The 18,413-nt window shown below is 36.4% G+C and carries 13 protein-coding genes; 6 read left to right on the top strand and 7 right to left on the bottom strand.

Annotation, left to right across the window (positions count from 1 at the left end; translation table 11 throughout):
* Positions 1-9: 9 nt before the first annotated feature.
* The 6 genes from ACIQXF_RS04015 to ACIQXF_RS03990 all read right to left on the bottom strand — a co-directional run bounded on the left by ACIQXF_RS04015 (position 10) and on the right by ACIQXF_RS03990 (position 6,738).
* Positions 10-1,278 carry a TRAP transporter large permease gene (locus ACIQXF_RS04015; protein ID WP_402779419.1) on the bottom strand — a complete coding sequence of 423 codons (1,269 nt, stop codon included), beginning with the start codon at positions 1,276-1,278 and terminating at the stop codon, positions 10-12.
* Positions 1,259-1,756 (bottom strand): TRAP transporter small permease, encoded by a 498-nt coding sequence (locus tag ACIQXF_RS04010; RefSeq protein WP_402779417.1) that lies wholly within the window; start codon positions 1,754-1,756, stop codon positions 1,259-1,261. Before ACIQXF_RS04010 ends, ACIQXF_RS04015 begins: the two co-directional genes overlap by 20 nt.
* A gap of 318 nt (positions 1,757-2,074) precedes the next feature.
* Positions 2,075-3,121, bottom strand: a complete 1,047-nt coding sequence (locus tag ACIQXF_RS04005) for a DctP family TRAP transporter solute-binding subunit (RefSeq protein WP_402779415.1) — start codon at positions 3,119-3,121, stop codon at positions 2,075-2,077.
* A 58-nt stretch (positions 3,122-3,179) separates the two neighbouring features.
* Positions 3,180-4,223 carry a DctP family TRAP transporter solute-binding subunit gene (locus tag ACIQXF_RS04000; protein WP_402779414.1) on the bottom strand — a complete coding sequence of 348 codons (1,044 nt, stop codon included), beginning with the start codon at positions 4,221-4,223 and terminating at the stop codon, positions 3,180-3,182.
* Between the two features lie 278 nt (positions 4,224-4,501).
* Positions 4,502-5,170, bottom strand: coding sequence for a response regulator (locus tag ACIQXF_RS03995; protein ID WP_402779412.1), 669 nt, complete (start codon positions 5,168-5,170; stop codon positions 4,502-4,504).
* Positions 5,167-6,738 carry an ATP-binding protein gene (locus ACIQXF_RS03990; RefSeq protein WP_402779410.1) on the bottom strand — a complete coding sequence of 524 codons (1,572 nt, stop codon included), beginning with the start codon at positions 6,736-6,738 and terminating at the stop codon, positions 5,167-5,169. Before ACIQXF_RS03990 ends, ACIQXF_RS03995 begins: the two co-directional genes overlap by 4 nt.
* Positions 6,739-7,598: 860 nt before the next feature.
* Here ACIQXF_RS03990 and ACIQXF_RS03985 point away from each other — a divergent pair.
* The gene (locus tag ACIQXF_RS03985; protein ID WP_402779408.1) at positions 7,599-8,870 is read left to right on the top strand and encodes an L-lactate MFS transporter; all 1,272 of its coding nucleotides are present in this window, start codon (positions 7,599-7,601) and stop codon (positions 8,868-8,870) included.
* A gap of 488 nt (positions 8,871-9,358) precedes the next feature.
* On the top strand, positions 9,359-10,051 hold the full coding sequence (locus ACIQXF_RS03980; RefSeq protein WP_402779406.1) for an AIM24 family protein: 693 nt from the start codon (positions 9,359-9,361) through the stop codon (positions 10,049-10,051).
* A 43-nt stretch (positions 10,052-10,094) separates the two neighbouring features.
* On the opposite strand, the gene ACIQXF_RS03975 is transcribed toward ACIQXF_RS03980, so the two are convergent.
* Positions 10,095-11,345 carry a BaiN/RdsA family NAD(P)/FAD-dependent oxidoreductase gene (locus ACIQXF_RS03975; RefSeq protein ID WP_402779404.1) on the bottom strand — a complete coding sequence of 417 codons (1,251 nt, stop codon included), beginning with the start codon at positions 11,343-11,345 and terminating at the stop codon, positions 10,095-10,097.
* A 493-nt stretch (positions 11,346-11,838) separates the two neighbouring features.
* Between ACIQXF_RS03975 and asnB the strand changes: the two genes are divergently transcribed.
* The 4 genes from asnB (at position 11,839) to ACIQXF_RS03955 (ending at position 18,357) form a co-directional block, all read left to right on the top strand.
* Complete coding sequence (asnB, locus tag ACIQXF_RS03970) at positions 11,839-13,686, top strand: asparagine synthase (glutamine-hydrolyzing) (protein WP_402779402.1); 1,848 nt, start codon at positions 11,839-11,841, stop codon at positions 13,684-13,686.
* A 477-nt stretch (positions 13,687-14,163) separates the two neighbouring features.
* On the top strand, positions 14,164-15,777 hold the full coding sequence (locus tag ACIQXF_RS03965) for a putative polysaccharide biosynthesis protein (protein WP_402779401.1): 1,614 nt from the start codon (positions 14,164-14,166) through the stop codon (positions 15,775-15,777).
* Positions 15,778-15,785: 8 nt separating this feature from the next.
* Complete coding sequence (locus ACIQXF_RS03960) at positions 15,786-16,499, top strand: pseudouridine synthase (protein WP_402779399.1); 714 nt, start codon at positions 15,786-15,788, stop codon at positions 16,497-16,499.
* Positions 16,500-16,833: 334 nt separating this feature from the next.
* Complete coding sequence (locus tag ACIQXF_RS03955; protein ID WP_402779397.1) at positions 16,834-18,357, top strand: diguanylate cyclase; 1,524 nt, start codon at positions 16,834-16,836, stop codon at positions 18,355-18,357.
* Positions 18,358-18,413 lie beyond the last annotated feature (56 nt).

The following is an 18,413-nucleotide window of genomic DNA, read 5'->3' as shown; positions in this document are numbered from 1 at the left end:
AATAATCCCTTATTTCATGTGTGCTGGTAGCCAAAGTGATAATTGAGGAATTAAGACAACAAGTGCTAAAAATATGATCATTAGAACAATAAACGGAGTTACTCCTTTGACAACCTCTCCAAGCTTTTCTTTTGCAATACCACTTACAACAAAGAGGTTCAGCCCAACTGGTGGTGTAATCATACCAAGTTCCATGTTAATTGTCATAATAATGGCAAAATGAATAAGGTTGATATCAAAATGTACAAGAATAGGTAATAGGATCGGTAAGGTAATTAAAATAATAGATACTGCCTCTAAGAACATCCCCATGATAAAGAATAAAATGTTCACGATAATCATGAATATCCACTTGTTCATATCGCTTTCGGCAATCCAGGCACCAACTTGCTGAGGAACCTGTGCATTTGTTAAGTATAGTCCAAACAAGGAAGCGGCACCGATGATTAAGAAAATCATCGCTGTAATATTAACAGACTCTACTAATACGTCACGGAAATCTTTTAACTTCATTTCACGATAGATGAAAAGTGACACGATTAAACCGTAGAAGACTGCAATAACTGCTGATTCAGTTGGTGTTACGATCCCTGTATAGATAGTTCCTAAAATTAAGAATGGTAAAAACGCACCCCAAATAGCTTTTAAAGATTTACGACCACGCTCACTCCATGTGGCTGGCTCATCTCCTTTAAAGCCATTGCGTTTCGCATAAACGATTGCTGCTACAATTAAAACTCCTGTTAATGCCAGTCCTGGAAAAACACCAGCCATAAATAATTCACCGATCGATTGCTCCGAGGTAATACCATAGATAATTAACGGAACACTTGGTGGAATTAATATTCCTAGTGTACCCCCAGCAGCTACAAGGCCCATTGAATAGCGTTTTTTATAGCCTGCAGAAATCATAGCAGGAATCATGATAGAACCGATAGCAGCAGCAGTTGCTGGAGAAGATCCTGAAATCGCTGCGAAAATGGCGCAGGCAATGATTGTAACTACCGCAAGACCTCCTGGAAGATGACCAATCCAAGCACGTAAAGCTTCGATTAAATATTTAGAAATACCACCACGTGCCATTAATACCCCTGCAAGGACAAAACCAGGAATCGCCATCATCGGGAAAGAATCAAGTGCGGTAAAAATGCGCTGTGGAATCATATTCATATTGAAATCGATTTGGAAGAACACTAGGATTGTTGATAGCGCTAAACTAATGGCGACAGGTACTCGTAAGAATAGTAATATAAAGAAACTAAGTAAGAGGATTAGCATATTCTTCGTCCTTTCCTCGTAGAATATTGACTAATCTTTCTACGAACCTTAATAAAAACAAAATCCCTGAAATAGGTAGAACTAAGTAAACTATCCATATTGGTATTCCAATATCAAGTGATACCATACCTGATGTATAACGATTCTCCACTAAAACAAAGCCATAATACGTATAAATTAAACAAAATGCGATGCTTATTCCCGTTGCTACTAAATCTAATAAACGCTTCTTAGAAGGTTTTAATTTATCGTATAGAATATCTACTTGAATATGCTGATTATGACGAAGAGCTAAGCCAAATCCTAAAAATGTACCCCATATAATGGAGTAACGTGCTAATTCCTCTACCCAAGCCTGTGGTTCATTGAATATATAACGCATGATTACGCCATAAAAAATAAGAACAATACCTGCTACGAAAAAAATTCCAGCTAGAATTTCTTCTAAATAGCCCCAGATTTTATGTAAGGCTTTCATTCTGTTGCCTCCTTAAGTTAAATTAGAAATTGAATGATGGTACAAACTGGTGCTTAATCTCCCACTATTTGTTACCTTGATTGTTTGGAGTGGGCGTCTTAGCACCCGTTTGTAAAATCAAATGTAAGCGATCCACTGAAATATCTAAGAATTTAGTTATTTTATTAGAAAAGAATCTGCGAGAATTCTGCGGGCTACACCTAGCAAGTTTCCCCAGATGTGTTTGTATCATCTGAGGAAGCTTGTGGCTTACCCGTGGAAAAGCAGATTCTTATTGCATAAGCTATTAAATACTAGGACTTACAAAATGAAGTATTACTATTTTAAATCACGGATACCGTTAATTAATTCTTTAGTAATGACATCACCGAATTCTTCATAAACAGGTTCAAGCTGTGCTTTAATAGCATCTTTTTGAGCATCAGTTAACTCAACTACCTCAATGCCAGAGTTTTTAATGTTCTCAAATGATTTTGCATTTTCCTCAGTAGCTAAATCCCAAGCAAGTTTCGTTGCTTCATCTAAAGATGCTTCCACTGCTGTTAATAAATCAGCGGGGATTTTATCCCAGAAGGACTTGTTGACAAAGATAGCATAGTCAAGGCGACCATGTTCAGATACTGAAAAATACTTTTGAACTTCTTGATATTTTTGTGTATCGAAGTTATTAAATGGATTTTCTGCTCCATCTACTGTTCCTTGCTGTAATGCCGCATATGTTTCACCAAATGCAATTGTTGCGGAGCCAGCATTTAACGCTTTAAATTGTGCTTCTAGTACTTTTCCTGCCTGTGCACGGAATTTTAAACCTTTAAAATCTTCAACAGTTACAAGTGGATGCTTGTTATTGGAGAAATGTTTAAAGCCATTTTCCCAGAAACCTAAACCTTTAATGTCGTTTGCTGCTAATTGATCTGATTCTAAAATGGATTTGGCTAGATCAGAATTAAAGAACTTACGAACATGCTCTTGGTTTTCAAAAAGATAAGGCATGTCAACATATTGCCAACGTGGATCAATTTTCACCATTTTTGTAACAGAAGGAGCAATCATATGAACATTCCCAGATACTAGAGCATCTAGTTCATCATTATCACCATATAATTGAGAAGAAGGATAAACTTCAACTTTAACTTTACCATCTGTTTTTTCATCTACTAATTTAGCAAAAGCATCAGCTGCTTTTCCTTTCACACTATCGATAGACGTTACGTGTGAGAATTTAATAATAAGCGGTTTTTCTTTTGTGTACCCACCATCGCCCTCAGCTGCTGGAGCAGAGGCTGTATCCTTTTTGTCGCCACCACAAGCTGTAAGTGCAAGAACAAGAACAGCCATAAGTGACATGAAAAGCCATTTTTTCATTACATATCCCCCTAAAAAGTTATAATTATAGTTAAAAGGACAACCTTTTAAACCTGAGCTAATGATGTGATTGATTTTTAGGAAGTGCCTGTATATATTTTTTTCCATAGTTATTAGAGTAATAACTATAAACAGGCTCAAAAGCAGACTCCCATGTTTTTATATCCTCATCAGATAAGTAGTGAATTTTAATGCAATCACATGCTTCCATTTCTTCTAGCCGCTCGGCAGTTAAATTTTCTGCCAGCTGCCATTCCCATTTTTGTACTTCCTCAAGTGTCTCAATGAGCAAAGTTTGTACATCTTTTGGTAGGGAATTCCAAAACTCGTGGTTCATTAGTAGTAAATAACCAAGATAGCCATGATTACTAATCGTTAAGTAGTCTTGAAGAGAATATAAGTTTTTGCTTGTGATATTTGTGAGTGTGTTTTCCTGACCATCTACATTCCCTTTTTGTAGCTGGTGGAAAACAGTATTAAAATCAATGCGCTTTGGATAGGCTCCAACGCTGGAGAATTGTTCTGCTAAAATATCACTTGGCATAATCCTCATGCGTAAGCCTTTCAAGTCTTGAACATCTTTGAGAGGGCGGATACTGTTGCTGAGCTGCTTAAATCCACTATCCCAAACGCCCATAGAAAATAAATTATGTGCATTTAACTTTGTCATTAAGGATTGACCGACTTCACTCTCCGCATATGTATGAACCTCATCTGCATTTTTAAATGCATAAGGTAGATCCATGACTGACCACTCTGGTACAAGCGTTGTAACTTTTGAAATAGCAGGTGCAATCATTTGAATATCACCACGTAACAGTGCATTCATTTCTTCACCATCTTTATAAAGAACACCATTTGGAAATACCTGAATTTCCACATGACCATTACTCCGTTCTTTTATTAGCTCTGCAAATTTGACTGCTGCCATTCCTTTAGGTGTATTTTCACCAACTACATGTGAAAAACGAATAACGATTTGTTCCTCATGACTTAATTGCTCATTGTCGGTAGGGTAAACGTGTTCTTGGCATGAAACTAACAGAATTGTTAGTGAAATGAGAACGCTAAAAAAACAGAATTTTATACGATTACTCCACATACAAATTCACCCCTAACCTTTATAAGATGTGAATGAATATCATTGTAGTCCAATTAAATAAATATTCAATATTATGGTTTTAATGAACATTTTGGTATTTATGGTATATAACAATTTAATATTTTAATAAACTGTTACAAAACAGATATCCAGACGTTTTTAGTAACAATCTACATAGAAAAAGAACCTACCGTATTCCTTTCAAAAAGTAGATGAATAAGTTTTCATCCTCATGGAGGATTGCAACGTATTCGAGGAAAGGGGCAGATTCTTGCTATTTATTTAATAGAATAGTATTTAGTTGGACGACCGACCGTTCCATATTTTAATTCGATTGTGACGGTTCCTCTAGTAGCTAAAAAATCTAAATATTTTCGTACAGTTACTCTTGCCATTCCTACATTTTGTGCTAGTTGCTCTGATGTAATTGGTGCTTGATGTACTATTAAATAATCAAGAATTTGTTGCATAGTGATGGTATTTAGGCCCTTAGGTAGCTCTGTTGTTTCGTGTTTAATGCCCAGCCAACTATCGATATCTTCTTGATTAAAAGCATTTGAACTTGCTAGCTTTTTTGTTGAGTTTTTATATTGCTGCAAGGCCTTTTCAAAACGTTCAAAACGGAAAGGTTTTATGAGGTAATCGATTGCTCCGAGTCGAAGTGCCTCCTGAACAGTTGGTGCATCTCTTGCCGCTGTAATCATTATAATATCTGATGGAATACGCTCTGCCCGCAATTTTAAGAATAATTCCATTCCTGTCATATCTGGTAGAAACATATCTAGCAAAATTAAATTTGGTTTTTTCTTTGTAATTTTTTCATAGGCATCACGTCCATTGACTGATTCACCTACGAGCTGAAAACCATTCAGCTTATTTAAAAAACCTTTATTTACTTCAAGTACCATTGGATCATCTTCAACGATAAAAACTGAAAGATTACTCATTGTTCTTCAGTCACCCCTACTTCAATTGTAATTATTGTTCCAATTTGAACTGTTGATTCTACTTTTATAACTCCGTTGTTTGACTCTACAATTTGTTTAACGAGGGCAAGACCAATGCCATGTCCCTCTTTTTGCTTCGTACTAAAGCCATAATCGAAAATTCGCTGCGGTATACCATTAATTCCCCTACCACTATCCTGGACTTCAATGAATAAGTGATGTTTATTACCAATTAAAGTTAAATGAACATCTTTATTAGCACATTCGAAGCATGCTTCCATAGCATTGTCTAATAAATTACCGATAATAGTTACCATATCGCCACTTGAAATGCCACTCATAAATTCGATTAAGTTAGAGTCCTCATCAATTGTTAACTCTACACCCAGTTCTTTCGCTCTTGAAAACTTACCGAGTAGTAATCCTTGGATAGAATAATCATGAATTTTGTCATGCAAGCTTTGAATAATTTCTTCTTCGTCTGTTATTTCATCAATTATTAGGCTTAAGGCCTCATCATTACGCTCTAACTGAATCAGTCCTGCAATACTATGTAGACGGTTCATATATTCATGTTGTTGGGCACGTAAGGAATCTACGAGTATTTTAATCCCTGTTAATTCTTCTGCTAACATATTAGCTTCTTTTCTATCAGTTAACATAATAAGATAGCCAGCATTCTGCTCCATAATTCGAATAGGAAAGGTGCGTACTAAGTACATTTGCTCGAACATCAGCAGAGGTCGATACACTTCATGCTGTTGCAGGGTATCCTCAGCAAGCCAAGTTCCTTTAAACAAAGCTTTTCGAGAAACTTTGTGTCCAAAGAAATGTGTATACTGCCTTGCTAGCCGGTTAATGAATGTAACGTTACCGCTTTCATCTGTAGCCAATATTCCGATGTCCATAGCTTGAATAATACCAGAGCGTTCTTCCACCAAACGTGCAATCTCATATGGCTCCAAGTTAAATGTTTGCCGTTTCAAGTGGTTCGCAACCCACACTGATCCACCTAAACCTATGGCAAGCCCCCAAAAAAGAGACATTAATATATCGAATTGATATTCATCTAAAAGGTTGTACCACTTTGGTGCAAGTAGTCCGACAGTAATGACGCCAACTTGCTTTGTACCCTCTTCATTCATAATAGGTACAAACGCTCTTATGGAATAGCCAAGAACACCTCGTGCCTTTGATATGTATTCGTGCTGGGAAAAAGCTTCAATTTCGTCTCCACCTTCAAAAACTGTACCAAGCTTACTTTCAGATGGATGGGAGTATCGAATTCGATTCATATCAATAATGACAATGTAATCGACATCAGTTGTTAAGCGAATGCGCTCAGCAATCGGTTGAATTATTTCAAATCCTTCTGGTTTACCCACGTTGTTTTGAACATCGCTAAGCTGTGAGACAGTTCTCGCAATTGCAATGGCACGTGCACCAAATTCTTTTTCAAAAGCTCCTGCAAGATTATGAATCATAATTGCCCCACTTGTTGCAATCGAAAAAATAACAATAATGAATGAAAAAATAAACATTTTTAGACGTAAAGAAATATTTTTCATAGGAATGTAAAAGGATTAGCATTTAGCTTCCTCCTATCAATTCAACACCTCTTTATTCAAGATAATTTTGACGCAACGAATATTAGAATTGGTAACCAAATGAGTAAGGCATAAAAGTTCGAGTCATACTCAGAATTTCATTCTATTATAAATTATCATAAATAATTGGTTTGTTGTAATACAATATTAGTTTAAAAGTACGGTTTTCACTTGTGTGCTATAACAATATTACTAGCGAAATGGTATAGCATCATTTGATTTAGTTAAAACGAAAAGAGAAAAATGTATATTTGAATAATAAAAAATTATAGGAAATAATTATTCGATATGGGATATACAAAATACTAGTTGGATTTATTTCGTTAATAATCCAATAAAAGTTAATAGTGTCATTTGATATTTTTTTTACGTTTATTTTTGTGTGTTGATATTTTCGTTTATTTTGGTTTCTAAATTCTCTTTTGTTACCTAAATTTCTATATAGTGATTATTTGATCGTGATTTTTCAAGAAATGCAGAAGGGATTATTTGTAACTAAAAAGTGAACTAAAGTTAGAGTGAATGTGAAAATATGCACAAATTTAATTATATTGAAATAATTTTAAGGTGTTTTGATAATAGAGTAGAAAAATAATAATAGCTAAAATATGTTGCTGTTTTTGTTTGATAAACGTAATTTTCCTTAGAGACTGTAAGGTTTTCGCTTAAGAAAAGTAGGTAGTGAAAATAAAAAACTTTTTGGAGAAATAATATTTTTTAGAAAAACATCTTGCATTTGAATAATTCTAAGTGGTAAATTGTTTTACAAGGACGTTCATAGAATCTTCACAGGTAGCAAAAGAGGGGAGAAATGAGAATTTATGAATAAAAATAGATGGTTAATTGCATTATCTGCAATCGCTATTCACCTTTCAATCGGGGGAGCTTATGCATACAGTGTATACAAGATACCGATTGTCACAGAGATGGGATGGAGTGAAACGAAGGTAACGGTTGCCTTTACGATTATGATGGGGCTTGCTGGTTTCTCAGCAGCATTATTTGGTAGCTTAGTAGAGAAAATGGGGCCACGTAAATCTGCGATGGTAGCAGCTGTTCTATTTGGAGCAGGACAAGCTGGTGCTGGTGTAGCAATTTCAATGGATTCAGTGACATTGTACTGGCTAACATACGGTTTGTTAAGTGGATTGGGTATGGGTATTGGTTATATTGCACCTGTATCGACATTAGTAAAATGGTTCCCGGACCGCCGTGGTTTAGCAACAGGTATGGCAGTACTTGGTTTTGGATCAGGGGCACTAATTACAGCGCCAGTCGCAGCTAATTTAATGGAAGCTGTGGGCATCTCTACAACGTACTTTATTTTAGGGGCAAGTTATTTCACGTTAATGATTTTAGGGGCTTCATATATAGCACCGCCTAAACCTGGTTATATGCCAGCGAATATGAAGGCTGCTGCAAATAATGGTAAAGAAGTAGTGAAAAAAGATTTAGCTGTCATGTCAGCACGTGAAGCTGTAAAAACGAAGCATTTCTGGATGCTATGGTCGATGCATTTAGTAAATGTAACCGCAGGTATTATGATGATTTCTGTTGCATCTCCAATGGCTCAAGAAATTGTTGGATTATCGGTTGCTGGAGCCGCAGCAATGGTAGGGATAATGGGATTATTTAATGGTGGTGGCCGTTTAGTATGGGCTGCTGTGTCTGACTATATTGGTCGCTCGAACGTCTTTGTAATTTTCTTTGTAGTACAGTTAGTTACATTTATTGTATTACCGCATACTACAAACGTTATTATTTTCCAGGCACTTATTTTCTTAGTAGTTAGTTGCTATGGTGGTGGCTTCTCAAATTTACCTGCATTTGCGAGTGATTTATTTGGTACGAAGCAACTTGGGGTTATTCATGGATATTTATTAACAACATGGTCATTAGGTGGTGTTTTTGGTCCGCTACTAGTGAGTTCGATTAAAAATGCTTATGGAAGCTATATTCCAGTATTCTATGTATTTGCGGGATTAATTGCAATTTCATTAATTATTTCGCTAACTTTACGTGCAGATGTACGTAAACGAACAGCTTTAAAAGAAGCTTCTCAAAAGGTTGGAGACGTCTCCGCTACACAATGATTTTTTACCTTTCAATTCGCACTTGAAGGTATAGGCCATATGAGTGTCATTTCGCACGTGACGCTTATATGGTCTTTTTTTTGTAGCCGTTGTTATATAACACTCGATTAATCTCTGTTTAATGTATAACAGCTGTTGTCTGATGTCAATAACATTACGGGAAATAAAGTGATTTCGCTACCAAAAGAGAAATTTTGTAACGAAAAGCAAATAGCAATGTATTAAACTTCGAATTCGATTCTATCAATTTCGCCTTGCTTAATTGTAACTACCGCTTCGCTTTCGCACAGAAAACATTTGTAGCTGCCGCTTCGCTTTCGCACAGAAAACATTTGTAGCTGCCGCTTCGCTTTCGCACAGAAAACATTTGTAGCTGCCGCTTTGCTTTCGCTACAGTAAACACTTGCTGAATATAAATCAGGTGAACATTGAAAAAGCTTGAATCTTTTTATAGGCTAAAGCGTATATAAGACAAGGAGGGATTTGATATGGGAAAATTCTCTTTAAACGAATTTGTCAATAAAACACAGCAGGACGACAATGAAAACGATTATTTCGAGTTAGAAACTGAGCGTGTGTTAGAGGTTAACCTTAATGGTGAGGTTTGGTCGAAAATGGGCGCGATGATTTCTTACATAGGAGATATTAAGTTTGAGCGTGAGCGTGTGTTGGAGCATGGACTAGGAAAAATGTTTAAAAAGGCATTAACAGGCGAAGGCACACAACTTATGAAAGCTAAGGGAAAAGGGAGACTTTATTTAGCTGATCAAGGTAAAAAAATAACGATCTTCGATTTAAAGAATGAGAGTATTTGTGTAAACGGCAATGACTTACTAGCATTTGAGCCAAGTATAGATTGGGATATCCATTTAATGCGTAAGATGGCAGGGATTATGTCAGGTGGGTTGTTTAACGTAACATTACAAGGAACAGGGAAGGTAGCCATTACAACTCATTTCGAACCGTTAACATTGCTAGTGAAGCCTGGTGAAACGGTTTATACGGATCCTCATGCCACAGTGGCATGGTCAGGTAATTTGGCACCAGAGTTTAAAACAGATATTAGCTTCCGTACGTTTATCGGTCGTGGTAGTGGTGAATCCATTCAAATGGCATTTTCAGGTGAAGGATTCGTCATCATTCAGCCATTTGAAGAAGTATATATGTCGAGTGATAGCTAAAAAGAGCGTGTCCCGATTTTTCAGGACACGCTTTTTTCTTTATTTATAATGCAGCATTCATGCCTGCGATACGTCCCGTAACAAGTGCGGACGTAATATTATAGCCACCTGTATAGCCGTGAATATCAAGAATTTCGCCGCAGAAATATAAACCTGCCTTTTTCTTCGAGGCCATTGTTTTTGGTTCTATCTCTTTTACAGATACGCCACCACCTGTTACAAAAGCTTTCTCAAGGGATTGCGTACCGCTAACTGTCATCGTGAAGCTAACGAGTAGGCGTGCTAAATGGCGAATTTTTTCTTGTGACAATTCAGTGCCAATCGCTTGCACATCGATGTTTGAATGCTCACATAAAAATAGTAGCCAACGTTCGGGTGCTATTCCCTTCCAAACATTTTTCACTGCTTTTTTTGGATCTTCTTTAATGAGTTTGTTTAAATATTGTAGACAGGTTTCTTCGTTATAATCAACAAGCGTTTGTATTCGCATTGTAACAGGCTCGTATCCTGTTTTCATTAATTCTTTCACGACAAATTGGCTACAACGTAAAATAGCAGGACCACTTAATCCGAAATGGGTAAATAGCATGTCCATTTGATGGGTTACGAGTACCTTGCCTTTCTTATTTAAAACAGATACAGCAACATCTCTTAATGCTAGTCCTTGTAGCTCACGAGCTTGAATAAATTCTTCTTTTGACACAACAGGAACCTCGGTTGGGAAAAGCGTTGTGATTGTATGACCTGCACGCTCTGCCCATGGATAACCATCCCCTGTTGAACCAGTTTGTGGCACAGCTTTACCACCTACTGCTATGATTACTGCTTCACTACGTATTTCAGTACCGTCTGTCAGGCGTACACCAAGAATTTTTTCCTCATCCATAAGGAGCTTACTAACGGGTGTATTTAAACGGACTTCTACATGCAAACGTTGAAGCTGACGTATAAGTGCATCGACTACGTCTTGAGCACGATTAGACACTGGAAACATACGACCATGATCTTCCTCCTTTAATGCAACGCCAAGCCCTTCGAAAAATGCGATAATATCTTCGTTATTGTAAACTGTGAATGGGCTGTATAGAAAACGACCATTCCCAGGAATGTGCTTAACTATTTCCTCTACAGGCAAACGATTCGTGACATTACAGCGGCCGCCGCCTGAAATGGCCAATTTTTTGCCAAGTTTTGTCCCTTTTTCTAGTAATAATACCTTCTTTTTTCGTTCACCTGCAGCGATTGCAGCCATTAAACCGGATGGGCCACCACCGATAACGATAACATCATACATATATATAAACTCACTTTCTTTTCAAATTAGGAATCTTTCCTATTATACATGAAGTCTATATAGAGGGCTTCTTTTACATTGAAAATAACACAAAAGTAATTTATAATTCTTTATCTTATACTTTCACGTGGCTATTCACTCTAATGTGGGGTTGATTTCCGTTCCGACTGGGCGTTAGCCTTCGTTCCTTTTTAATGTAATTCCCAAGGAGTCGCCCAGTCTCTACTACAATCAACTTATACACGTGACATGTGTGTTAATAAAATGTCATCCAAAATTTTTGGTGATGGCCTTTCATGTGTAAATTTTAAATGAAGAATGGGAAATTGAAGTTTTTTTTAGAAATAAAGTGCTTGTTGGTTGAACGAATAATCAGTGTAGAATTATCTCGCTGATGAAAGTTTTGCTTTATCTGTATTGTCAGCATGAAATGAATGTCTTTTCGTGCTATTATGGTAAAGGTTATGCACTAAATTATGAGGTGAAAAATAGAATGTGCGGATTTATAGGCTATATTAATGGAACAAATGTGATTGATCATCATCAAACAATTGAAAATATGATGAATACAATTATCCACCGTGGACCAGACAGCGGTGGTATTCATAGTGACGATAAAGTAACGCTAGGATTCCGTCGATTAAGTATTATCGACTTATCAGACGTAGCAAATCAACCATTATACAGTGCAGATGGCAACATCGTTCTAGTATTTAATGGAGAAATTTTTAATTTCCAAGAGCTACGTGAGGATTTGATTGCAAAAGGACACAAATTTAAAACACAGTCTGATAGTGAAGTCATTATTTATGGTTATGTTGAATATGGGGTAGAGTTTGTCAAACAGCTTCGCGGAATGTTCGCATTCTGTATTTGGGATAAAAAGAATGATTTGCAATTCATCGCGCGTGATGGATTTGGCATTAAGCCGCTATATTACTCAGAAAACACAACAGATGGCACGTTTATTTTTGGTTCAGAAATTAAATCATTTTTACCACACCCAGCATTTATTAAAGAATTAAATAAGAACGCACTTCGTCCTTATTTAACTTTCCAGTATTCTTCAATGGACGAAACTTTCTTTAAAGGTGTGTACAAATTACCACCAGCTCACTACATGCTGATTAAAAATGGACAAAAGCAAATTGTGCAGTATTGGGATAAAAAATTCCATGCAAAGGAAGCTCCTATTGAAAAATATGTAGAGGATATTCGTACAACAGTAAGAGAATCTGTAGATGCGCACAAAATAAGTGATGTAAAGGTTGGTTCATTCCTTTCGGGTGGTATCGATTCAAGTTATATTACAGCATTACTACGCCCTGATAAATCCTTCTCTGTCGGCTTCTCTGACTATGAAGATATGTTTAATGAAACAAATTTAGCAAAAGATCTTTCTGATACATTAAATATTCAAAACGAACGTAAATATATTTCAGCAGATGAGTGCTTTGAGGCTTTACCAAAAATTCAGTGGCATATGGACGAGCCACAATCGAATCCATCATCTGTACCGCTTTACTTCCTTTCAGAATTAGCATCGAAAGACGTAACGGTAGTACTTTCTGGTGAGGGTGCGGATGAAATTTTCGGTGGCTACTCATGGTACCAAAACTCAGGGAAAATGAAAAAATATGAAAAAATCCCATTTGGTATCCGTAAAACTTTACGTGGACTTGCAGAAGCGTTACCGAAGAATCAATACACACACTTCCTCATTAAAGGTGGTCAAACAGTAGAAGAACGCTTTATCGGGGAAGCGGTTGTATGGGATGAAGAAGATGCATTGAATGTATTAAAGGCAGACTATAAAAATGGCCCATCTGTAAAATCCATTACAAAACGTATTTATGATGAAGTACCTGGTGATGATGATATTACAAAAATGCAGTATCTTGATTTAAATCTTTGGATGCCAGGTGATATTTTATTAAAAGCTGATAAAATGAGTATGGCGCATTCGATTGAATTACGAGTGCCATTTTTAGACAAAGAAGTGATGGAATTAGCGAAAAACATTCCATCAAAATATCGCGTAAATGACATTGATACGAAATATGTACTTCGTCAAGCAGCGCATCAGGAATTACCTGAAGAATGGGCGAAACGTCCAAAGCTTGGCTTCCCAGTACCGATTCGTCACTGGCTACGTGAAGAAAAGTACTACAACATGGTAAAAGAAATGTTTACAACTGACTTTGCCAATGAATTCTTTGATACGAAGCAATTAGTAGGCTATCTAGATGAACACTATGAAGGGAAAGCGAATCGTGGTCGTTATATTTGGACAACCTATGTGTTCTTAGTATGGTATAAACAATTTTTCGTAGACATGTAATAGAGAAGTAGCTTTAATCGGTGGGGGTTTTCTTAATCTCCACCGATTATTTTGAGCCTTCTACTTACATAGTGAGAATACACCGTAGTGATTTTGGTTTAGCTGTATTTTTCTAGAACTTTTTGATGTGTTTATGCGTCTGTTATCCTATAAATATGTTAAGATTACATTTGGTTTACTTAGCTATCTAGAGAGAGTCAGTTGAAATTGCTCATGCATCGAGAAAAACTGCTCAGGTAGCAGGAAAAATCGCTCGGGTGTCGGGAAAAACTGCTCAGGTACCGAGTAAACTCGCTCTGATAGCAGCTAAATCGCTCGGGTACTTAGAAAAACTGCTCAGAGAAAAAGCTTCTATCCTATCTTTATTCAAAGAACTAGAATGGCGCTGAAAATGAGCGTCTCCAACAGTGAATTTTTTTAGTCTTATTCTAAGTGTTACGATGATAATATTGATTTTATAATGAATGGATGGGTACAATGTCCAATTTGATGAAAGGTACTGCGATATTAACAATGGGGATGTTTTTATCGAAGGTGCTCGGATTAATTTATATTTTTCCGTTTTATGCGATTGTAGGAGAAAAGAATGTTGCGCTCTATCAATATGCATACATTCCCTATTCGATTATGCTGGCCGTAGCCATCTCTGGTGCACCGATTGCTGTATCCAAGTTTGTTTCTAAATACAATGCATTAGGTGATTACCAATCAGGCCGTAAGCTGATGAAATCAGGCATACTTATTATGATGATGACTGGTTTCGCTGCATTTATTGCTCTCTTTCTACTTGCAACACCCATAGCAGGACTTGTGATTAAGAGCGAAGAACAAGTTTTTACAGTTGAACAGATTGCTTCAGTGATTCGGTGGGTTAGTTTTGCCTTAATTGTTGTTCCGTTTATGAGTCTGTGGCGTGGATTCTTCCAGGGATATGACAAAATGGAGCCTACAGCAGTTTCGCAGTTGGTCGAGCAAATTGTTCGTATTGTAGTATTGTTAGGTGGATCATTTTTAGTCGTAGTCGTTTTCAATGGGAAGCCAGAAACGGCAGTTTCCTTTGCCGTATTTGCTGCCTTTATAGGAGCTATTGGTGGGTTGCTAGTGCTCTATTATTATTGGAAAAAATACCAACCTGAATTTAATATGCTACGCAGTCAAAGCGTTACGTCTACGCAGCTACCAATGTCCAATATTTATAAAGAAGTTATTACTTATTCCATTCCGATGGTATTTGTTGGTATTGCGAATCCGCTATTCCAGTTAGTAGATATGCTAACATTTAACGGGGCTATGACATCAATAGGCTTAGCGGAAGTAACAGATACGTATTTATCAATGATTAACTTTATGACACACAAGGTTGTCATTATTCCAGTCATGCTAGCTACAGGTTTTTCTATGGCATTAGTACCGACGATTACAAAATATTACACGCAGGGTGAATATTTATCGCTACGACATGCAATGGATAAAACATATCAAATTTTAATTTTTATTACATTGCCAGCAGTTGTCGGAATTTCATTATTGGCCAATGAAATATACTTTATGCTCTATTCTGAAAGCGAGATGGGAGCTATGATTTTAGCCCATTACGCACCTGTTGCTATTTTATTTGCGTTGTTCCAAGTGACAGCAGCCCTGTTACAAGGTATTGACTTCCAAAAGTGGATTGTCTTCAGCTTATTATCTGGTATTTTTGTCAAGCTAGCGATCAACATTCCATTAATTCTTTGGATAGAGGCGGATGGTGCTATTCTTGCCACAGCGATTGGCTATAGTGTATCGATTATTATTAATATGCTTGTGCTGCGGAAAACACTAAATTACAAATCAGAAATGGTGATACGTCGTGTCATGCTGATTTCTATATTGACTGCAGCGATGGCAGTAAGTGTATTGATCGTTCATAAACTTTTAGAGTTATTAATAGGTCCAGTAGATGGTAAATTCTCCGCATTAGTGTATTCTGTTATTTGTGCTGGAGTAGGTGTTGCCGTATATGGCTATTTATCTTTACGCCTAGGCTTAGCTCAAAAACTTCTCGGTGAACGTTTGACAAGAATCACAAACAAACTGGGCATTAAATAGGAGGTACTATGCGATTAGATAAACTACTAGCTAATATGGGTTACGGTTCCCGCAAGGAAGTGAAACAACTTCTAAAGCAAAAAGCGGTGACAGTGGATGGCGTATATGTGAAGGATGCAGCATTACATGTTGACACTGAAAAGCAGGATGTTTCCATTTTTGGTGAACGTGTTGTTTATACTGAATTTGTATACTTTATGATGAATAAGCCTCCTGGAGTAATTTCTGCCACAGAAGATTTGCGGGATGAAACTGTCATTGATTTGTTAGAACCGTTACATCAACATTTTCAACCTTTTCCGGTTGGGCGTTTAGATAAAGATACAGAGGGATTATTGTTGTTAACAAATGACGGAGTGTTAGCCCATAATTTATTGTCTCCTAAAAAGCATGTACCAAAGGTCTATTATGCAAAAATAGAAGGAATTGTGACTGAGGAAGATTGCGAGAAATTTGCACAAGGTGTTGAGCTAGACGATGGATATGTAACAAAACCAGGAGAGCTCATCATAGTAAAATCTGCTCAGCAATCTGAAATTGAATTGACTATTCAAGAAGGAAAATTTCATCAGGTGAAGCGTATGTTTGAGGCAGTTGGTAAACGTGTAATATATTTAAAACGTCTGTCGATGGGGGCCTTAAAGCTAGATGAAAACCTAGGATTGGGTGAATATCGAGAGTTAACGGCTGAAGAGCTAGACTGCTTACAAAATAAGGATTAAAGAAAAACTCGATGCTAACAATAATTAGCATCGGTTTTTTTATATACATACTTAAACCAATAACTGTATAATATGATATATCATATAAAGAATTACTTTCGAGTCTATTGTACTAATAAAGTAATACTCAATAATAGTAAAGAGTCCTACCTCAAAATTTAGTGAAAGCAATGAAAGGTAGGAGATTAACTCCCCTTATATACTCGATTGGTGTAGACTAATAATTAGTGATTGATGAGGAGAACTCCCCAATGATTAAGTTCCACTTTAAACGAGATAAAATTTCTAAATAATCTAGGAAAATTGATGGTGAAAATAAGTAGAGGACAAGTTAATGAAAAACCTGAGAATAAAATTATTAATATCCTTAATTGCCTTTGCGTTAATACTAGTTGCTGTAGTTTCTAATGTGAACAGGCAAATTTTAGTAGCAGATATAAAAAAACAAGAAGCTTTGAATAGAACGTTAATTGAAAATCATATTCTTACAGATATGCAAGCTGTAGATAATGCACATTTTTATTTTGATAAAAGTATCTCTGAGCAAATGGAACAGGAACTCCGAAAGCTAGTTACCTATTATGGTAAGAATCCAGATATAGCAACATGGGACTTGCAGAAGATAAAAGATGGGCATGGGATGGATGTATACATACTCGATCAATCAAATACCGTTATATACTCAACTTTTGAAAAAGATAAAGGGTTGAATTTTTCATCATGCTGCAAACGTTTTTCTGCTTTACTAGATGAACGACGAACAAGCGGTGAATTCTACACGGATGGTATCGATATCTCGACTACAACTGGGAAGTATCGAAAATTTAGCTATTTAGCAACACCTGACAAGAAATATATATTTGAGCTAGGTATAGACTTACTTGAGGATCCTGTTTTTCAAACCTTTAATTTTGGGAAGACTGCTAAATATTTAATTGATAAATATACGGATTTAATAGACGTACAGACGATAAGTGCAGGTGGGGTTTTCTTTGATGATTCAAAGGGCTCTAGAAATACGATAAAGGATCAATCAGAAGTATTTCAAAAAAATTTCGAGCTAGCTAGAAAAACGATGAAACCAACTGATTTTAATAAGAAATTTAAAAATGATTCTATTGAAACATATCGTTTTTTACCATATGAAGCAGAAACCGTTCGAGGAGAAGCCACTAAACGAATTGTATATGTGAAATATAGGAATATTACGGAGATAGAGGCACTCACTAAAAATACACAGCAGTTTTGGAAATTGCTTGGTATTGCCTTAGTAACTTCATTCGTTATGCTAATAGTCATTAACAAAATACTTTCTAATACCATTCATCTTGCAACATATGATCCGTTAACGAATGTCTATAATCGTGCTACTTATATTAGAAAAATGGAGAATCTGTTAAAGAAAAGGAAGGCAAATCAGCCTGGTTTATTGCTGATCGATTTAGATAATTTTAAGCAAGTAAATGATCAGTTTGGTCACGTAGAGGGAGACAAAATCCTAATCGAAACAGCGAGAATTTTAAAGCAAGAAGTGAAAAAAAGTGGCTTTGTTGTTAGATTTGGTGGAGATGAATTTGCAATTGTTTTGTATGACACGAATGAAGAGTATATGCAGCAATTAGCGAATTCGATATTGGAAAAGATTCGCTACTTAAAGTATGGGGACAATGCCATTAATGATAAATGGTCTGTATTATCAGTCAGTATGGGCGGTGCCATATGCACAAAAACTGATGAATTAGAAAAGAGCTTATTTGAGCGTGCAGATACGGCATTATATCAATCAAAAAATGCTGGTAAAGACCAATACTCCAGTTATGATGAGGTTGCTACTGAAGTAGAAAGCTATACAGAATAAAAATAATCATTCGCTCCATCTTATGGCAGCGAGTCTAAGCAAGTATTTCAAATACT

This window comes from Lysinibacillus sp. NPDC097231, assembly GCF_044761885.1.
GTDB lineage: Bacteria > Bacillota > Bacilli > Bacillales_A > Planococcaceae > Lysinibacillus.
The sequence above is the reverse complement of the archived record's forward strand: the minus strand, read 5'-3'. Positions and strand labels throughout refer to the sequence as shown.